17 protein-coding genes are annotated in these 18,592 nt (G+C 41.1%); all 17 read left to right on the top strand.

Going from position 1 to position 18,592, the window contains the following annotated elements:
• Window positions 1-14: 14 nt before the first annotated feature.
• Complete coding sequence (locus tag CZ434_RS04000) at window positions 15-1,061, top strand: aspartate-semialdehyde dehydrogenase (RefSeq protein ID WP_077621917.1); 1,047 nt, start codon at window positions 15-17, stop codon at window positions 1,059-1,061.
• Between the two features lie 17 nt (window positions 1,062-1,078).
• On the top strand, window positions 1,079-2,326 hold the full coding sequence (gene dapG, locus CZ434_RS03995; protein ID WP_077621916.1) for an aspartate kinase: 1,248 nt from the start codon (window positions 1,079-1,081) through the stop codon (window positions 2,324-2,326).
• 78 nt (window positions 2,327-2,404) lie between these two features.
• Window positions 2,405-3,271 carry a 4-hydroxy-tetrahydrodipicolinate synthase gene (dapA, locus tag CZ434_RS03990; protein WP_077621915.1) on the top strand — a complete coding sequence of 289 codons (867 nt, stop codon included), beginning with the start codon at window positions 2,405-2,407 and terminating at the stop codon, window positions 3,269-3,271.
• A gap of 142 nt (window positions 3,272-3,413) precedes the next feature.
• The gene (locus tag CZ434_RS03985; RefSeq protein WP_077621914.1) at window positions 3,414-4,133 is read left to right on the top strand and encodes a ClpP family protease; all 720 of its coding nucleotides are present in this window, start codon (window positions 3,414-3,416) and stop codon (window positions 4,131-4,133) included.
• Window positions 4,130-4,339, top strand: coding sequence for a YlzJ-like family protein (locus tag CZ434_RS03980; protein WP_077621913.1), 210 nt, complete (start codon window positions 4,130-4,132; stop codon window positions 4,337-4,339). Before CZ434_RS03985 ends, CZ434_RS03980 begins: the two co-directional genes overlap by 4 nt.
• 162 nt (window positions 4,340-4,501) lie before the next feature.
• Window positions 4,502-6,823, top strand: a complete 2,322-nt coding sequence (locus CZ434_RS03975; protein ID WP_077621912.1) for an FtsK/SpoIIIE family DNA translocase — start codon at window positions 4,502-4,504, stop codon at window positions 6,821-6,823.
• Window positions 6,824-7,068: 245 nt separating this feature from the next.
• On the top strand, window positions 7,069-7,794 hold the full coding sequence (locus tag CZ434_RS03970; protein ID WP_077621911.1) for a GntR family transcriptional regulator: 726 nt from the start codon (window positions 7,069-7,071) through the stop codon (window positions 7,792-7,794).
• A gap of 205 nt (window positions 7,795-7,999) precedes the next feature.
• Window positions 8,000-9,280, top strand: a complete 1,281-nt coding sequence (yfmF, locus tag CZ434_RS03965) for an EF-P 5-aminopentanol modification-associated protein YfmF (RefSeq protein WP_077621910.1) — start codon at window positions 8,000-8,002, stop codon at window positions 9,278-9,280.
• Window positions 9,280-10,569 (top strand): EF-P 5-aminopentanol modification-associated protein YfmH, encoded by a 1,290-nt coding sequence (gene yfmH, locus CZ434_RS03960; protein WP_077621909.1) that lies wholly within the window; start codon window positions 9,280-9,282, stop codon window positions 10,567-10,569. The genes yfmF and yfmH overlap by 1 nt, the downstream gene beginning before the upstream one ends.
• Window positions 10,570-10,574: 5 nt before the next feature.
• Window positions 10,575-11,282 carry an elongation factor P 5-aminopentanone reductase gene (gene ymfI, locus CZ434_RS03955; RefSeq protein ID WP_077621908.1) on the top strand — a complete coding sequence of 236 codons (708 nt, stop codon included), beginning with the start codon at window positions 10,575-10,577 and terminating at the stop codon, window positions 11,280-11,282.
• A gap of 88 nt (window positions 11,283-11,370) precedes the next feature.
• A complete protein-coding gene (locus tag CZ434_RS03950; RefSeq protein ID WP_077621907.1) occupies window positions 11,371-11,631 on the top strand; it encodes a DUF3243 domain-containing protein in 261 nt (86 codons plus the stop codon).
• A gap of 207 nt (window positions 11,632-11,838) precedes the next feature.
• Window positions 11,839-12,630, top strand: coding sequence for a DUF3388 domain-containing protein (locus CZ434_RS03945; protein WP_077621906.1), 792 nt, complete (start codon window positions 11,839-11,841; stop codon window positions 12,628-12,630).
• A gap of 17 nt (window positions 12,631-12,647) precedes the next feature.
• On the top strand, window positions 12,648-13,589 hold the full coding sequence (locus CZ434_RS03940) for a helix-turn-helix domain-containing protein (RefSeq protein WP_179107164.1): 942 nt from the start codon (window positions 12,648-12,650) through the stop codon (window positions 13,587-13,589).
• 121 nt (window positions 13,590-13,710) lie between these two features.
• On the top strand, window positions 13,711-14,289 hold the full coding sequence (gene pgsA, locus CZ434_RS03935) for a CDP-diacylglycerol--glycerol-3-phosphate 3-phosphatidyltransferase (protein WP_077621904.1): 579 nt from the start codon (window positions 13,711-13,713) through the stop codon (window positions 14,287-14,289).
• A complete protein-coding gene (locus CZ434_RS03930; RefSeq protein ID WP_077621903.1) occupies window positions 14,289-15,536 on the top strand; it encodes a competence/damage-inducible protein A in 1,248 nt (415 codons plus the stop codon). Before pgsA ends, CZ434_RS03930 begins: the two co-directional genes overlap by 1 nt.
• 177 nt (window positions 15,537-15,713) lie before the next feature.
• On the top strand, window positions 15,714-16,760 hold the full coding sequence (gene recA / locus CZ434_RS03925) for a recombinase RecA (protein ID WP_077621902.1): 1,047 nt from the start codon (window positions 15,714-15,716) through the stop codon (window positions 16,758-16,760).
• Between the two features lie 258 nt (window positions 16,761-17,018).
• Window positions 17,019-18,581 carry a ribonuclease Y gene (gene rny / locus CZ434_RS03920; RefSeq protein WP_077621901.1) on the top strand — a complete coding sequence of 521 codons (1,563 nt, stop codon included), beginning with the start codon at window positions 17,019-17,021 and terminating at the stop codon, window positions 18,579-18,581.
• The last annotated feature ends 11 nt before the right edge of the window (window positions 18,582-18,592 follow it).

Raw genomic sequence — 18,592 nt, 5'->3', positions numbered from 1 at the left:
GAGGAATGACTTAGATGGAGAATCAACAAGGATATAAAGTAGCAGTAGTGGGGGCAACAGGGGCCGTCGGTGAAAAAATGCTGGAAACCCTGGAGAAGAAACAATTTCCGATTGACAGCTTGAGGTTACTATCTTCTAAGAGATCGGCGGGGAAGAAGATTTACTTCAGTGGGGAAGAACATACTGTAGAAGAGGCGACGCCGGAAAGCTTTGAAGGAATCCAAATCGCCCTGTTTTCAGCAGGAGGTTCCGTATCTAAAAATCTGGCCCATGAAGCTGTAAAGCGTGGAGCTGTTGTTGTCGACAATACAAGCGCGTTCCGAATGGATAAAGATGTACCATTGGTCGTACCGGAAGTAAATGAGGCCGATTTGGCAAATCATAACGGAATTATAGCAAATCCTAACTGTTCAACTATTCAAATGGTAGCAGCATTGAAACCGATAGCTGACTCATTTGGATTATCAAGGGTAATCGTTTCGACATATCAAGCAGTTTCAGGAGCAGGGACATCTGCAGCAGAAGAATTGCGTGAGCAGTCTAAACAATTTTTAAATGGAGAGGAACTGCAGGCAGAACTTCTTCCAGTAAAAGGTGATGAAAAGCATTATCCGATTGCTTTTAACGCCCTTCCTCAAATTGATGTATTCCAAGAGAATGGCTATACGTTTGAAGAAATGAAAATGATCAATGAAACAAAAAAGATACTGCATTCTCCCGATTTACACGTTGCAGCAACTTGTGTGAGACTACCTTTCTTCACATCTCATGCCGAAAGTGTATATATTGAATTAGAAAAAGAAGGATTGGAAGTGTCAGATATCCATCGCGTTTTAGAAAAAGCTGAAGGAATCGCACTTGAAGACGATCCGGCAAGCCAATCCTATCCAACTCCGTTAAGTGCGGCAGGAAAGAGTGAAGTTTTTGTCGGCCGTGTACGGAAGGACCCGGATAATCCGAAAGGTTTCCACATATGGGTAGTTTCCGATAATTTGTTAAAAGGTGCAGCGTGGAATTCTGTGCAGATTGCAGAGAGTCTGGTTAAAAATAACTTGCTGTAACTTAGAGGTGGATTTATGTGAAAATCATAGTACAGAAATTTGGCGGTACCTCTGTACGAGATAAAGAATCAAGGGAATGTGCTGCCGGGCATATCAAAGATGCAATGAGTCAAGGGTATAAAGTGGTGGTGGTTATCTCTGCCATGGGCAGGAAACCTGATCCATATTCCACAGATTCGTTGTTGAATTTGGTTGGTCATCCTAATTCGAAAATATCTAGACGAGAAACCGATCTGTTGTTGTCATGCGGCGAAACGATATCATCGGTCGTTTTTTCGAATGAATTAAGGCTTAATGGAATCAACTCCATTTCTTTGACTGGAGCCCAGGCAGGATTTGAAACAAACAGCGAATTTACAGAAGCAAAGATAAAATTCGTCAACACGGAACGAGTGATAAGAGAACTGGAGACTCATGATGTGGTAGTGGTTGCCGGTTTTCAAGGTAAGACGGCTGATGGAGAGATAACGACAATCGGAAGAGGTGGCAGCGATACTTCGGCAGCTGCTTTGGGAGCTGCGCTCAACGCAGAATTTGTAGATGTTTTCACTGATGTAGAGGGGATAATGACCGCTGATCCCCGTGTCGTTAAATCGGCAAGAATCCTCGATGTTATCACTTATACCGAAACATGTAACCTTGCTTATCAGGGAGCAAAAGTCATCCACCCGCGCGCGGTGGAAATTGCCATGCAGGCAAAAGTCCCGATAAGAGTACGATCTACAAAATCAAGAAATACTGGGACTTTGGTAACTTTGGCAAAAGATAAAACAAAAGGGCGGGATATTACTGAAAGGGTTGTAACTGGTATCGCCCATATGTCCGAGATAACCCAAGTGAGAGTTACCGATACCGAAGAACCATACCGGCTTCATTCACAAGTATTCAAAGCTATGGCTGCCGCCGGTATTTCGGTTGATTTCATCAACATTTCTCCTACAGGTGTGGTATATACGATTCCTGATCAATATACCGAAAAAGCAGCCGGAATCTTGGAGGAATTGAATTATGAACCGATCATAACCAGAAACTGTGCCAAAGTTTCCCTCGTGGGAGCTGGGATGACCGGCGTTCCCGGAGTGACAGCCAAAGTAGTCGAAACCCTGACCGATGCAGATGTTAATATCCTGCAATCAGCAGACAGCCACACAACAATATGGGTACTGATAAAACAGAAAGACCTTGAATCGGCAGTAAATGCCCTCCACAAGTCTTTTGAACTGGATATATCAGCAAGCAAAGCCAGTATTTCCGCCACTGTTTAACACCGTTTTGTTTCTCCTGCATAAACAAGGAAGACTTTTGGCAACTATATAGTGAAGTGAAAGGAGAACATGTGATCCATGGATTTTGGCAGAGTCTTGACAGCGATGGTCACTCCCTTTGATCAAAATGGGGAAATCGACTTGGAAAAAACAACTGAATTGGTGGATTATTTGATTGAAAATGGCTCTGACGGTTTAGTGGTGGCCGGGACTACAGGTGAATCACCTACTCTTAGTACGGAGGAAAAACTGCTTTTGTTTAACCATGTAGTGAAAGTGGTGAATAAAAGGGTTCCCGTCATAGCAGGAACAGGCAGTAATAATACGTTGGCATCTGCTGAGTTTACCAAAAAAGCCGAAAAAACAGGAATAGATGCAGTTCTTTTGGTCACACCTTACTATAACAAACCGGATCAAGCCGGCTTGGTTGAACATTTTAAGTCAATTGCCTCGTGTACGGATTTACCAGTAATGCTCTATAACATTCCTGGCAGATCAGTTATTAACATGGAACCGGAGACAATCATAGAACTGTCCAAACTGCCGAATATTGTTTCCGTCAAGGAATCTTCCGGCAACTTGGAAAACATATCCAGAATACTTGAAAATACAAATTCATTTTCCGTATATAGCGGCGACGACAGTCTGACACTGCCCATCAAAGCAATCGGAGGGACCGGTGTTGTATCGGTAGCCTCTCATATCATCGGAAACGATATACAAAAAATGCTGGCTGCTTACGAAAAAGGCGATGTGAGATCTTCTGCAGCAATGCATCGAAAATTACTGCCTGTGATGGAGGCTTTGTTCATGGCCCCGTCGCCGGTTCCAGTTAAAACTGCTCTGCGACATATCGGTTTAGAGGTAGGGAGCGTACGGTTGCCTTTGGTGGAGTTGACGGAAAACCAAAAGGAAAAATTAATAGAGCGATTACAAATAGGATAGTGTCAATATAGAAAAAGACGTTGGAAATAGAACTTCCAACGTCTTTTTTTATTCATCGATATTACCATTCCTTTTCTTGTATGTATATGAAACAGCCGTTCATACTACTAACATGCGTAAAGAAAAGGAGCGTGCTTTATAGATGAACAAAGATAAAAATGACCAAGACCAAAATAATAATCAACAATCCTCTTTGGTACAAAAGATTCAACAGTTGGGCCAATCAACAGTGCCCCAGGCGCCAGACTCTAATATTCATGTGCTGCCGATCATCGGTCAAATTGAAGGGCATGTTCAACTGCCACCACAAAATAAGACAACTAAGTATGAGCATTTAATCCCCCAAATAATAGCTATAGAACAAAATCCGAAAATCGAGGGTATGATCGTGATGCTTAATACTGTGGGCGGGGATGTAGAAGCAGGGCTGGCTCTTTCCGAAATGATCGCTTCATTATCTAAACCGACTGTTTCTATTGTCTTAGGTGGAGGCCATTCGATCGGGGTACCAATAGCAGTATCGACGAATTATTCCTTTATAGCTCCGACCGCCACCATGACAATCCATCCAATCAGGCTGACTGGCCTGGTGATAGGAGTTCCCCAAACATTCGAATATTTAGATAAGATGCAGGAAAGAGTAATAAAATTTGTGACAAACCATTCTAATATAGATGAGGATACTTTTAAGGATTTGATGTTTGCAAAAGGCAATCTAACCAGGGACATCGGCACGAATGTCGTCGGTACCGACGCAGTGGATTCTGGATTGATCGACGATATAGGCGGGGTGAAAGAAGCTATGAAGAAATTGAATGAATTAATCGATGAAAATAAAAAAGATGGGAAGATGGTTCAATGATTTTATATACTCCACTTCGAATCGAGGATATTTTCACACCTAATCCATCCGACTATACAAATCGCCAGTTAATCTCGGTAAATGGAAAAATGGTTGAAGCGGAGAAGGCAGAAGATGGATCTTACCGGATCATTCAATTGCTATCTACCGATCCTCAAGATTTTCTGAATAGCTCACTAATGCCTGGTACTATTATTTCCCGTTAGTTCCCCGCGCAAAAGTGGAAGGCGATATGATATAATAAGAAGTGCAAAGCTTGTGGGTTTTTTTGCTAAATAGACCAACACTTATAACCCTTGTCAGTTGCTGGCAAGGGTTTGCCTATCTTAGACATATCATATGGTAGAAAGCCAGAGGTGAATAAAACAATGGCAAAAAGAAAAAAACGTAAACAACAATCAAAATTGAAAAACCAATTGAAATATGAATTGATAGGATTGCTATTCATATTTCTTGCAGTTTTGGGCAGCGGAGCGAGTGCTATCAGTGATGGGGCAGTCCCCTCAGGTCTTGAAAACATATTCCGTTTTTTTCTGGGATTGTGGTATTTTGCTGCTTCAATCTTGCTGCTTGTGGTCGGGATTTATTTAATGGTCAAAAGAAAGCCGCCATATTTTATAAATAAACGCCTTGTCGGATTATATATTATTTTTAGCGGAATTCTATTAATCACACATATCCAGACGTTCGAAAGCATCTTGTCCAACTCTGCCGAACCATCGATCATCAAGACAACATGGAATAATATATTTGCCTATATTAGTGGCGATGTTCCTTCTACTAATTTGGGTGGAGGAATGTTTGGCGCATTTTTATTTGCTTTCAGTTATTATTTATTTTCTGCTGCTGGTGCCAAAATAGTAGCTGTATTTGCCATTTTAATCGGAGCAGTGTTTTTAACCGAAATATCGTTGGGAAGTATGCTCGAAAAAACCTGGAACTCGATTAAAGGATTTTGTATTGATCAGATTTCTGCTCTCAAACAGCAAAAACCGATGTCTGCTCCTGAAAAAAAATCGAAACGTAGAAAAAAACAGAGTGAAAAACCGGAAGAGGAGGAACCGTCATCTACCCTGCAGCACAATGAAGAGGAACCCGTGATCGAAGATTTTGCAGACATAGCCTATTCGCTTGACAAGTCTTCTGCTGGTAATAAAACTTCCAATTCAGATGCCAAAACGACAACAGAGGAACCCGTACAAACAGATTCCGAATCAGAAGATGCAGCATTAACTGCCTCACTGCCGATGGCGGAAACAGAAAATTTCGATTATCGATTGCCTGCTATGGACCTTTTAATTGAACCGGAATATAACACCCAACAACAGGAAAGATCGCATATCCAGGCAATTGTCAGAAAGCTCGAAAAAACCTTTCAAAGCTTCGGAGTGAAAGCGAAAGTGACTAAAGTGCATGTCGGTCCAGCTGTGACTAAGTATGAAGTATACCCGGATGTAGGGGTGAAAGTGAGTAAAATTGTAAATCTTCATGATGACCTTGCTTTGGCACTGGCGGCAAAAGATATACGTATCGAAGCACCGATCCCTGGCAAATCGGCCGTCGGAATCGAAGTGCCTAACACAGAAATATCTACCGTTTCGTTACGTGAAGTGCTCGAAACCAACCAAGCACAACAAGGGTCCAAATTATCTTTTGTGCTTGGGAGAGATATTTCAGGCGATGCAGTTATGGCTGAACTTAACAAAATGCCCCATTTATTAGTGGCTGGAGCTACCGGTAGCGGAAAAAGTGTTTGTATCAACGGCATTATTACAAGTATCCTTATGAGAGCAAAGCCTCATGAAGTGAAAATGATGATGATTGATCCTAAAAAAGTGGAATTGAACGTTTATAACGGCATTCCTCACTTGCTGGCTCCCGTTGTGACGGATCCTAAAAAGGCTTCCAGGGCTCTAAAGAAAGTAGTATCGGAAATGGAACGTCGTTATGAACTGTTTTCGGATACAGGAACGAGGAATATCGAAGGATATAATGAATATATAAAAAAACAAAACCAGTTAGCAGAAGATAATCAGCCACAACTTCCATATATCGTCGTATTGGTTGATGAACTTGCCGATCTCATGATGGTCGCTTCCAATGATGTAGAGGATGCCATAACAAGGCTCGCCCAAATGGCCCGTGCCGCCGGAATCCACCTGATCATCGCCACACAACGTCCATCTGTCGACGTAATTACAGGTGTGATCAAGGCGAACATACCTTCGAGGATTGCTTTCAGTGTGTCGTCTGCGACCGACTCAAGAACAATCCTGGACTCTGGTGGTGCGGAAAAACTACTGGGTAGAGGAGACATGCTGTTTATTCCAGTTGGTTCTTCCAAACCAACCAGGATCCAAGGAGCCTTTTTGTCGGATGAAGAAGTTGAAAGGATTGTCGACCACTGTATCGAACAACAAAAAGCCCAGTATCAGGATGAGATGATTCCAGAAGAAGAGACCGAAGTCAAAGAGGAAGTGGATGACGAATTGTTCGATGAAGCAGTGCAGATGATATTGGAAATGCAAAGTGCCAGTGTCTCCATGCTGCAGAGACGGTTTAGGATCGGTTATACACGAGCCGCCCGCCTCATTGATGCCATGGAGGCAAGGGGGATTGTAGGTCCTTACGAAGGAAGTAAGCCGAGAACTGTCCTTATTTCAGAACCGCAAGAGGAAAAATCATCTTAAACAAATAAAGATTGTTGATTTAGACTCGAAGTAGAAAAGGGAAAGATTTTGAAGTAGAGGGGGTTTTCTTTAAGAGACCTCCTCTTTTTATGTGAAAATGAATATCTCAAACTCAAAGTAATTTATTCGTTTTATTAGAATTCTATTTATTAAATGTAACAAAAGTGTTATATTTACTCTATTAATCATGGATATTTAAAACTCATTCACTTCTCTTGAACATCGCTAGTACCGGAGGGAATTTCATGACAATTAGATCAGATACACGTCAATTGTATTTACAAGTCATCGATCGATTAAAAAAAGATATAGAAAATGGTCTGTATAAAGAAAAGGAAAAGCTTCCGTCTGAATTTGAACTATCGAAGCGACTCGGTGTCTCGAGGACCACTTTAAGGGAGGCATTGCGGCTCCTGGAAGAAGAAAATGTGCTGACAAGAAGGCATGGAGTCGGTACTTTTGTTAATACCAAGCCGCTCTTTTCTTCTGGAATAGAAAATTTGAACAGTGTTACGGATATGATCATTTCTTCAGGTAAGACTCCTGGTGCGCAGTATATCTCTACTGAAATCATCGAAGCAAGTATAGAAGATAAAAATAGGTTTATGCCAAAAGAAATTGATTCTTTGGCGAAAATCGAAAGGGTTAGAACGGCAGATGGAGAACCAGTAGTATATTGTGTCGATAAAATCGTTAAAGAGCTTATTCCAATTGAGAAAGTTCACAACCAGGACAGCATTTTCCACGTTTTGGAGGACTATGGCAGCAAACATGTCAGTTATGCCGTGACACATATTGAGCCCGTCGGGTTTCATGCGGATATTTCTCCTTTGTTAAATTCCCAACCAGATCAATCCCTTTTATTGTTGAAACAAATGCACTACACAGATACTGATGAGCCGGTACTCTATTCTGCCAACTACTTCCGATCTGATGTCTTCAGTTTTTACGTTGTAAGAAAAAGAATTTAACGTGTATCAAACTGTTTGGTTTTTCATGCATGGAAGTAACCATAAACATAAAGACGAGTATTTGTATAATTTTTCAAGACCCGGTATTTGTTACCGGGTCTGTTTTTCGTTAAAATTGAATGTAGCGATAAAAAGGTTGTTGACAGGATATATTAAAAGAAATTTCAAATGCTATACATATAATGAACAAATGGGAGGAAATGTTATGAAATCCGTGGATGAAACGAAAATAAGTGGAAATGGGTACAATCTGCATGTCATACAGACAAAAAAATATAAAACAGTGAACTTAATTGTGAAGTTGAAGGCCCCTCTAATTAGAAATACTATTACAAAAAGGGCCCTTCTGCCGTATGTCCTGCAGCAGGGGACGAATAATCTGCCTAATGCAAGACAATTGAGAACCAGGCTGGATGATTTGTATGGGGCTGTTTTAGGCATAGATGGTGCCAAAAAAGGGGAGAACCACATCATCACCCTGCGGATTGAGACTGCCAACGAAGCTTATCTTTCAACAGAGGAAGAAATTCTGGAAAAAGCCATGCAGCTGTTAAGTGAGATTTTATATGACCCAAAATCTGATCAGGGCAGTTTCGATGCTGATATCATAAATCGGGAAAAGCAAACACTTAAACAGAAAATGGATACGATTATCGATGACAAAATGAGTTATGCCAACATGAGGCTGATGGATGAAATGTGTAAAGATGAAGCGTACCGATTGCACGTTCATGGATATGAAGAAGATTTGGAAGAAATCACACCTGCGTCACTATATGAGTATTATCAGCAAATGTTATCAGAAGATGATATAGATATTTACGTATTGGGTGACATGGATGGCAGGAATGTAGAACAACTTATCGCGAAATATTTTTCGAAAAATCGCGAGGCTGTTGAGAGCGAACATAAAACAATCGTGGAACATCCGGTCGATAAGGTGAAGACGGTTATAGACGAGCAGGATGTCCAGCAAGGGAAATTGCATCTTGGATACAGAACGAATATTACATTCAATGATTCCGAGTATTATGCACTGCAAGTATTTAACGGTATTTTCGGAGGTTTCCCAAGTTCCAAATTGTTCATGAATGTCAGGGAGAAACACAGTCTTGCGTATTACGCAGCTTCCAGATTTGAGAGCCATAAAGGTTTGTTGTTGGTTTTCAGCGGAATAGCCCCGAAAGATTATGAAAAAGCAAAAGAAATCATTGATGAACAAATGAATCTGATGAAACAAGGCGACTTTACCGATGAGCAATTGAATGAAACCAAAGATCTGGTCGTAAATCAATTGCTGGAAACAATGGATCATCCTCAAGGATTAGTCGAATTGTTGTATCACCAGGTTATTTCCAGAAGAGAGATTACAACAAGCGAGATGATTGAAAGTGTTAAAAACGTGACAAGGGATGATCTGATGAAAGTAGGAGCGAACATTACACTTGATACTGTCTATTTTCTAACGCAGAGGGGGCAAAAATAATGGATAAAACTACTTATGGTCAGTTAAAAGAGACTTTATATACAGAACAGTTGGATAATGGGTTGAAAGTTTTCCTGTTACCAAAACCTGAAATGGCCAAGACATTCGGTATTTTTTCAACAGATTATGGTTCCATTGATCAGACTTTCGTACCGATCGGGAAAGAAGAATTTGTTACAGTACCTGACGGAATAGCCCATTTCCTGGAACACAAACTCTTTGAAAAAGAAGATAGGGACGTCTTTCAGGATTTTACCAAACAGGGAGCATCTGCGAATGCTTTTACTTCCTTCACGAAAACAGCTTATCTTTTCTCCGCAACAAGCAATCTGAAAGAGAATGTTCGGACTTTGCTTGATTTTGTGCAAGATCCGTTCTTTTCTGAACAATCAGTAGAAAAAGAAAAAGGCATCATTGGACAGGAAATCCAAATGTACAACGACCAGCCTGACTGGAGATCGTTCTTCGGGACTATTCAAAGTTTATACGAAAACCATCCTGTCCAAATAGACATAGCAGGAACCGTGGAATCCATCCAAGAAATATCGAAGGAAGATTTATACACTTGTTACCACACATTTTATCATCCATCGAATATGACTTTCTTTCTTGCTGGCAACTTTGATGCTGAAGAGATGATGAAACTGATAAAAGACAATCAGGATTCAAAGGAATTTGCTCAGTTATCGGAAATAAAGAGGCAATTTCCTGAAGAGCCTGTGCAAGTTGCCAAGAAAAAGCATGTCTTGGAAATGCCTGTGTCGATATCCCGGTGCATGATCGGGATTAAAGAAAAAGTACAGAATCAATCAAAAGAAAGCTTTCTGAAAACGGAACTGCTTACGGAAATGATGCTCGATTATTATTTTTCCAAGAGCGGGGAATTTTACGAAGAATTATATCAACAAGATTTAATCGACAACAGTTTTCAATTTGAAACAAATATCGAGAAAGATTTTGGTTTTTCTATTATCGGGGGGAATTCAGGCAAGCCGGATGAATTAGAAGAGAAAGTGAAAGCAATGCTTTTATCCCTGCGTGACAAGCGGCTTGCAAAAGAAGAATTCGAAACAATAAAACGGAAGAAAATCGGCCAGTTTTTGCGCGCGATGAACTCACTGGAGTTTGTAGCGAACCAATTCACTCATTATCATCTTCTCGGCATCGACTTATTCGACATTTTACCGCAAATTGAGTCATTAACTGAAGAGGATGCAAATGACTTTTTGAGCAATTGGATAGAAGAAGATCGAATCTCCGTCTGTCAAGTCGTCCCGGCTAAAGGGTAGTCACCATGAACAAAACATGCCTTGTAATGGGGGCCAGCGGGGATATTGGAAAAGCAGTGGCCATAGAGCTTGTCAATGAAGGGTACAGCTTGTATCTTCACTACAATAACAACCGTGAGGCTATAGAGGATATTGCGGACAAAGAATCAATTCTGGGAATTATCAGGGGTGACTTGAGCAACAACGAGGGAATAAAGGGATTCTTGGAGAAAGTGCAGAGCCCGGTTGATGCGGTCGTATTTGCGAATGGCAAAAGTCATTTCGGTCTTTTTCAGGATGTTACCGATACTAATATGGATGAAATGTGGTCGATCCATGTCAAAGCGTTATGGATGGTTACTAGACACTGTCTGCCTTCCATGATTTCACGACGCCGTGGAAAAATTGTTGTTGTTTCTTCGATATGGGGAGATATCGGAGCAAGCTGTGAGGTTGTTTATTCATCTGTGAAAGGTGCTCAAAACAGTTTCGTTAAAGCATTGGCAAAAGAGCTGGCACCGAGTGGGGTTAGTGTCAATGGAGTCAGTCCTGGGTTCATTGATACAAAAATGAATGCACATTTTTCACAGGAAGATAGAGAATCCATTATCGAACAAATTCCCGCAAACAGAGCGGGACGTCCTGAGGAAGTCGCCCATATTGTTTCGTTCCTTCTGGACGACAGGTCGGAGTATATTCAAGGCCAGTTGCTTAATATAAATGGAGCCTGGTAAATTATGTTTTCTTCCTTTTATCATGAATAAAGTTGATGGAAAATCAAATCCTATTTATGAAAGACGTTAGAATGAAGGAGGATTTAATATGTCAGTACTCGAAAACTTCGAATCCTGGAAAGACTTCCTTGGTGACCGTTTACACCAGGCTCAAGGACAGGGTATGAGCCAAAACGCCATAAACGATCTTGCATTTGAGATTGGCGGTTACTTATCAAAACAGGTGAATGCTCAAAACGATCAAGAGGCTGTATTGCGGGATATGTGGAATGCAGCGTCAAAAGAAGAACAGCATGCCATTGCGAACATTATGGTGAAGCTGGTACAAAATGAAGGAACAGCTAAATAAGTTCCTTGGGAGCCCTTGCTTATGTGAAGCAAGGGTTTTTATTTTGGAAATTTGTGGTATCAATTGGTAAAATGAATTTATATGTGGAATTTCTTCTACCGAAAAAGAACAATGTCCTTTTCTAATAGATTAAAATCATTTATGATAAGAGTATCGTGAAAAAATTGAAGAATAAACAGTTTTTTAATGCCAAAGGGGCTTTTTATGATGGATAAAATGGAATGGTATCTGGAATATGAAATACAACATAACAGACCCGGCCTCCTAGGTGATATTTCATCTTTGCTAGGGATGCTGTCGATTAATATTATAACGATAAATGGTGTGGAAAATTCCAGGAGAGGAATGCTCCTCCTTGCTGAAAAACAAGAACAGATAAGCCGGCTGAAATCTATCCTGGATACAATGGAAACCATAAATGTTACCAAGATGAGAAAACCTAAACTTAGAGACAGACTGGCAGTCCGCCATGGCAGGTATATACATAGTGACATAGACGACAAAAAAACCTTCCGTTTTGTGAGGAATGAACTTGGACTTCTTGTTGATTTCATGGCTGAATTGTTCAAAAAAGATGGACATAAACTCATTGGAATAAGAGGAATGCCAAGGGTGGGTAAGACGGAATCCATCGTCGCTTCTAGTGTTTGCGCAAACAAAAGGTGGTTGTTTGTATCCAGTACATTATTAAAGCAGACAATTAGAAGCCAGTTGATTGAGGATGAATATAACGTAGACAATTTATATATAATAGATGGAATTGTATCTACCAGACGTGCAAGTGAGAAACATTGGGAACTTGTTCGTGAAATAATGAGACTGCCTGCAACAAAAGTGGTGGAACATCCGGACATTTTTGTGCAGCAGACGGAATATAAGTTGGATGACTTCGATTACATTATCGAACTGCGGAATGATGAAAATGAAGAAATAAAATATGATCCAGTAGAAAAGCAAAAGTTCAATCAGGAGGATGGCTTTTCTATGTTTGATTTTTAAAATGGATGGTGTATAGGATGGAAATAGGAGCGAGACTAAAGGAAGCACGTGAGCAGAAAAATCTGTCTCTTAATGATATACAACAAGTCACGAAAATCCAGACGAGGTATTTACAAGCAATCGAAAAAGGGAATTATAATGTCATGCCTGGCAATTTTTACGTGCGGGCATTTATTAAAGAATATGCTGCAGCTGTAGGACTGGACGCTGAACAATTAATAGAAGAGCATAAAAACGAATTACCTGCCACTTCCGATGAAAGTTCTGCACAATATACCAGTGTTCAGCGAAGTAGAAAGGAATCACATGCTCCATCTAAGAGTCCTGCTATTTTTTCTTTTTTGCCAACGTTGGTCGTCGTACTTTTGATCATAGGGATAGTTTTTTTGGTTTGGTATTTTTACCAGAGTTCGCTAGGTGGAGATGGAAATGGCGCCAACCAGCCTGAAGATAGTGTCGATGAATATCTTGTAAACCAGGATAAAGGCGAGACCGGCCAAAACGGGGATAATGAAGAGGGTAATAACACAGACGACACAAGCGATGAAGCGACAGATACTTCAGGAGAAGATAGTAATGAAGAAGAACCAGCTCAAGAACAGGAGCCGGAATTAAATCTAGTCGAACAAGGCACTCAGGGCAATGACCAGGTTTCAACTTTTGAATTGGTCAATCCGGGGGAAGAAATCATTGTCGAAGTGAATACGGATGCCACTCACTGGCTCCAAATTGCCAATGGGGAAAACGAAGTGTATGGCGGTATGTTCGATGCCAGTCAGGCACCGTTGACCGAAGATTTGTCAGATGCTGAACAGATTATGATACGTTTCGGCAACCCGGCGCAAATAGATATAACAGTCGGTGGAGTACCGCTTGAAATGCCTGAAGATATGAATCCGAGCCAAGTGCAGAGAGTTTGGATAAATATCGGCGGGGATGCTGCCGCAGAAGAAAATTAAACTGGAGTTATCACGGTCTGGCACCTTTTATCACTTTCATCCATGCAAGTGAAAAAGGTCCGGGCCCTTCGTTTTTTAGAGAGATTTCCCTTTATTCAATATTTTTTTGGAGGATGTATACATGAACATACCTAATCGTATTACATTATCAAGGATTTTTTTAATCCCTATCTTTATTATTCTATTAAGTGTCCCATTTGACTGGGGTAGTCTTCAAATTGGAGGAAGGGAGTTGCCGGTCTCCCAATTCGCAGCCGGCCTTCTGTTTATTATTGCATCTACAACCGATTGGATCGATGGTTACTATGCTAGAAAATATAATCTTGTAACCAATTTAGGAAAATTCATGGATCCATTGGCGGATAAATTATTAGTTGCTTCTGCATTGATTTTACTGGTTGAAATGGGGATGGCTCCCGCCTGGGTTGTCATATTGATTATTAGCAGGGAATTTGCTGTTACCGGGCTTCGGTTAGTAGCAGCAGGTGAAGGAACTGTACTAGCAGCAGGACAAATGGGGAAATTGAAAACTGTTTTGCAAATTGTTTCCGTCTCTGCTCTTCTTCTTGAGGACTTTCCTTTCTCTTATTTCGGGTTTCCTTTTGGAACCATAACTCTTTACTTGGCTTTAATTATTACCGTGGTGTCAGGTTATGATTATTTCAAAAAAAATTGGCATGTAATGAGGGATTCTAAATAATGAAACATTTAAAAGCAGAAATAGTCGCAGTGGGTACTGAATTGCTTCTTGGCCAGATTTCCAATACCAATGCTCAGTGGCTCTCGCAAAAATTATCGCAGCACGGCATCAGTGTTTTCTTTCATAGTGTCGTGGGAGATAACCTGGAAAGAGTGAAGCAGACTTTCAAACAAGCTGGAAGTCGTTCGGATATTGTGTTTGTCACAGGTGGACTGGGACCGACCGATGACGATATGACAAGAGAAGCATTTCAGTCATTAACAGGCAGGCAGTTGAAAGAAGATCAGGAAGCAATGGATAAAATCTCCGCTTATTTTCGTAATGCAAAGCGGACCATGACTCCTAACAATAGGAAACAAGCCAGAGTATTTGAAGGAGCAAAAGTGTTGAAAAACACAGCAGGTATGGCTCCGGGAATGATTGTGGAAGAAGAAGAGGTGACCTGGATTTTCATGCCCGGTGTGCCTCGCGAAATGAAACAGCTTTCTATAGAGCAGGTTTTTCCTTATTTAGTCGAAACCTATCAATTGAATACAGTAATTCATTCACGGATGCTCCGATTTACGGGAATAGGTGAGTCCCAATTGGAGCACCAATTGAAAAATCTGATTGACGGACAAACAAATCCGACGATTGCTCCTCTTGCTTATGAGGGGGAAGTTGCCATTCGGCTCACTGCCAGTGCTACAACAAAACAGGAAGCTGATAAATTGATAGATGAAACCGAGAAGAAAATATTGGAATCAGCAGGCCCTTATTTTTTCGGATATGATGAAGAGACCATCGAACAGAAAGTTATTGAACGGTTGAATGTCTCCAATCAAACAATTGCTGCTGCAGAAAGCCTGACAGGAGGAAGGTTCACAGACCTTCTTGTCTCCGTTCCTGGCGCTTCACAGGTAATAAATGGCGGGATTGTCAGTTATGCGACCAAGGTCAAAATCAATCATCTTGGCATTTCCGAGCAACTGATAAATAAATATGGCACTGTCAGCAGTCAATGTGCAGAGGCGATGGCTGAAAATGTAAGAGATGCCTTGAAAGCCGATATAGGGATTAGCTTTACAGGGGTAGCAGGCCCCGATCAAACTGAAGGAAAAGAGCCGGGTACCGTATTTATCGGGATTGCTGAGCAAGGTAAAACAGTAGCTCAAGCGTATCATTTCTCCGGTGATCGAAACAGTGTCAGGAAAAGGGCCGTAAAAAAAGGGTTGGAAATACTTCATCGACATTTAGCGAGTAAATAAGTAAGTTTTGTTTTTTGCTGGCTCATTCGCTTTAAATGTTGAACTTTCACAAGGAGAAACCTGCACTATCCATTAATGAGAAATAAATAAAAAAAGGGAACAAATATTCGCTTTTCACTTGTTAAATCTCATAAAACAAGTTATGATAGATATAGTTAATATTAAGGGGGCACTAAATTGAGTGATCGTAAACAAGCCTTAGATATGGCATTGAAACAAATAGAAAAGCAATTCGGTAAAGGATCTATCATGAAACTGGGTGAACAAGCAGAACAGAAGGTTGCCACGGTTCCAAGCGGATCTCTTGCACTTGATGTAGCTTTAGGCGTTGGCGGCTATCCAAGAGGAAGGGTAGTAGAAATATACGGACCGGAATCCTCCGGTAAGACGACTGTTTCCCTCCATGCAATCGCAGAAGCACAGCGTCAAGGTGGACAGGCAGCATTTATTGATGCAGAACATGCCCTGGATCCCGTATATGCAAGAAAACTTGGTGTCAATGTGGATGAACTTCTTTTATCCCAACCAGACACAGGTGAACAAGCGCTTGAAATTGCTGAAGCGTTAGTACGAAGCGGTGCAGTAGATATGATTGTTATTGATTCAGTGGCTGCTTTAGTTCCTAAAGCCGAGATCGAAGGGGAAATGGGTGACTCTCACGTCGGCCTGCAGGCAAGGTTGATGTCCCAGGCATTAAGAAAGCTTTCAGGGGCTATCAATAAATCAAAAACAACTGCAATCTTTATTAACCAAATACGTGAAAAAGTCGGTGTTATGTTTGGTAATCCGGAAACGACTCCCGGCGGCCGTGCTTTGAAATTCTATTCTTCTGTAAGATTGGAAGTCCGCAGGGCAGAGACCTTGAAGCAAGGGAATGACATGGTCGGGAACAAAACGAAAATAAAGGTTGTCAAAAATAAAGTGGCACCTCCATTCAAACAAGCTGAGGTTGATATCATGTATGGAGAAGGCATCTCTAGAGAAGGAGAGTTGCTCGATATCGGGTCGGATTTGGATATTGTGCAAAAAAGTGGTGCCTGGTACTCCTATAATGAAGAACGTCTTGGGCAGGGACGGGAAAATGCCAAGCAGTTCTTGAAAGAAAATGAAGATTTCAAAGATGAGATTTACCATGCAATCCGCAGTCATTACAACTTGGATACCGGTGGAAGCGGGACTCCGGAAGAACAGGAAAACCAGGAAGCATTAGATATAGAGGTATAAAAGTAAACGACCCCCGCCGAGTGGCAGGGGTCGTTATTTTTTCCATACAGCTTATTAGTATATGAGTCAAGAAAAAGATTATGACATAAATTTGACGGTTCCTTGACAATATACCCCCTCAAGATTAAAATTGAAATGTATAATTATTATTTTTATTATACATTTCATTGTGAAAAAAGATCATTTTTAAAATGAAGGACACTGTACATGCCGACTAAAAAGTGATTGTACAAATTTATAGCAAGAGGAGGTGAAATCATGGACTTAGTTACCCTAATCATCTCCAGTTTGCTTACCCTTATCGTCGGTATTGTTGTTGGTTATCTGATTCGAAAATCGATTGCTGAAGCAAAGATATCCAGTGCGGAACAATTGGCAAAACAAATTGTTGAAGAAGGACATCGAAACGCCGATGCTGCCAAAAAAGAAGCACTTCTAGAAGCCAAGGATGAAAACCACAGGCTTCGTCAGCAGGCGGATCAGGAACTTCGTGAGAGACGGACTGAATTGCAAAAGCAGGAAAACCGCTTGATGCACAAAGAAGAAAATCTGGACCGTAAGAGTGAAACGCAGGATAAGCGTGAACTCATGTTAGAGAAGAAAGAAGAGTCTTTAACAGAAAAACAACAACAAATTGAAGAAATGGAAAGCAAAGTGGGAGCTATGTTAAGCGAGCAACAAGCTGAACTAGAGCGCATTTCCGGATACACTACTGACCAGGCGAAACAAGTAATATTGGAACGAGTAGAACAAGAGGTTACACACGAATCTGCCTTGATGATAAAGGAAGCGGAAAATCGTGCAAAAGAAGAAGCGGATAAAAAAGCGAAAAGCATTTTATCTCTTGCTTTGCAGCGTTGTGCAGCGGATCATGTTGCAGAAACGACTGTTTCTGTAGTCAATCTGCCAAACGATGAAATGAAAGGCCGCATCATAGGTCGTGAAGGAAGAAATATCAGGACCTTAGAGACATTGACTGGAATCGATTTGATTATAGATGATACACCAGAAGCTGTCATCTTATCAGGCTTCGATCCGATAAGAAGAGAAACAGCTCGGATTGCCTTGGAAAAGCTTGTTCAAGACGGAAGAATCCACCCTGCAAGAATTGAAGAGATGGTTGACAAATCACGCAGGGAAGTTGATGAGTATATTCGGGAAGTTGGAGAACAAACAACTTTTGAGGTTGGTGTGCACGGTTTGCATCCAGATCTCGTGAAAATATTGGGTCGACTCAAATACCGTACAAGTTATGGTCAGAATGTATTGAAACATTCTACGGAAGTTGCTTATCTATCAGGTCTTCTTGCAGCTGAACTGGGAGAAGATGAGACACTCGCTAAAAGGGCTGGCTTACTCCATGATATCGGAAAGGCTATCGATCACGAAGTGGAAGGAAGTCACGTGGAAATTGGTAAGGAACTTGCGATGAAATATAAAGAAAATGAGGTCGTTATCAATTCGATTGCTTCCCATCATGGTGATGAAGAGCCGACATCTGTTATCGCGGTACTGGTAGCTGCAGCCGATGCATTATCGGCAGCGAGACCAGGAGCAAGAAGTGAAACATTGGAGAATTATATTAAGCGTTTAGAAAAATTAGAAGAAATTTCCGAATCCTATGAAGGGGTGGAAAAATCATTTGCCATTCAGGCAGGCCGGGAAGTAAGAATCATGGTAAAACCTGAAGAAATTGATGATTTGGAAGCTTTGAGGATTGCCAGAGACATCAGAAAAAAAATCGAAGACGAGTTGGATTACCCTGGACATATCAAGGTTACAGTAATCCGGGAAACTCGTGCTGTAGAATATGCAAAATAAAGCGGCCATTC

It is taken from the genome of Sediminibacillus massiliensis (assembly GCF_900156915.1).
In the GTDB taxonomy this organism is placed as follows: domain Bacteria; phylum Bacillota; class Bacilli; order Bacillales; family Amphibacillaceae; genus Sediminibacillus_A; species Sediminibacillus_A massiliensis.
The sequence above is the reverse complement of the archived record's forward strand: the minus strand, read 5'-3'. Positions and strand labels throughout refer to the sequence as shown.

Coding starts and splice junctions, on each gene's coding strand:
- dapA (WP_077621915.1), top strand. CDS start 2,405: ATGGATTTTGGCAGAGTCTTGACAGCGATGGTCACTCCCTTTGATCAA.
- CZ434_RS03985 (WP_077621914.1), top strand. CDS start 3,414: ATGAACAAAGATAAAAATGACCAAGACCAAAATAATAATCAACAATCC.
- yfmF (WP_077621910.1), top strand. CDS start 8,000: ATGAAATCCGTGGATGAAACGAAAATAAGTGGAAATGGGTACAATCTG.
- ymfI (WP_077621908.1), top strand. CDS start 10,575: ATGAACAAAACATGCCTTGTAATGGGGGCCAGCGGGGATATTGGAAAA.
- CZ434_RS03945 (WP_077621906.1), top strand. CDS start 11,839: ATGGATAAAATGGAATGGTATCTGGAATATGAAATACAACATAACAGA.
- CZ434_RS03930 (WP_077621903.1), top strand. CDS start 14,289: ATGAAACATTTAAAAGCAGAAATAGTCGCAGTGGGTACTGAATTGCTT.
- CZ434_RS03980 (WP_077621913.1), top strand. CDS start 4,130: ATGATTTTATATACTCCACTTCGAATCGAGGATATTTTCACACCTAAT.
- CZ434_RS03970 (WP_077621911.1), top strand. CDS start 7,069: ATGACAATTAGATCAGATACACGTCAATTGTATTTACAAGTCATCGAT.
- CZ434_RS03950 (WP_077621907.1), top strand. CDS start 11,371: ATGTCAGTACTCGAAAACTTCGAATCCTGGAAAGACTTCCTTGGTGAC.
- pgsA (WP_077621904.1), top strand. CDS start 13,711: ATGAACATACCTAATCGTATTACATTATCAAGGATTTTTTTAATCCCT.
- CZ434_RS04000 (WP_077621917.1), top strand. CDS start 15: ATGGAGAATCAACAAGGATATAAAGTAGCAGTAGTGGGGGCAACAGGG.
- CZ434_RS03975 (WP_077621912.1), top strand. CDS start 4,502: ATGGCAAAAAGAAAAAAACGTAAACAACAATCAAAATTGAAAAACCAA.
- CZ434_RS03940 (WP_179107164.1), top strand. CDS start 12,648: ATGGAAATAGGAGCGAGACTAAAGGAAGCACGTGAGCAGAAAAATCTG.
- rny (WP_077621901.1), top strand. CDS start 17,019: ATGGACTTAGTTACCCTAATCATCTCCAGTTTGCTTACCCTTATCGTC.
- yfmH (WP_077621909.1), top strand. CDS start 9,280: ATGGATAAAACTACTTATGGTCAGTTAAAAGAGACTTTATATACAGAA.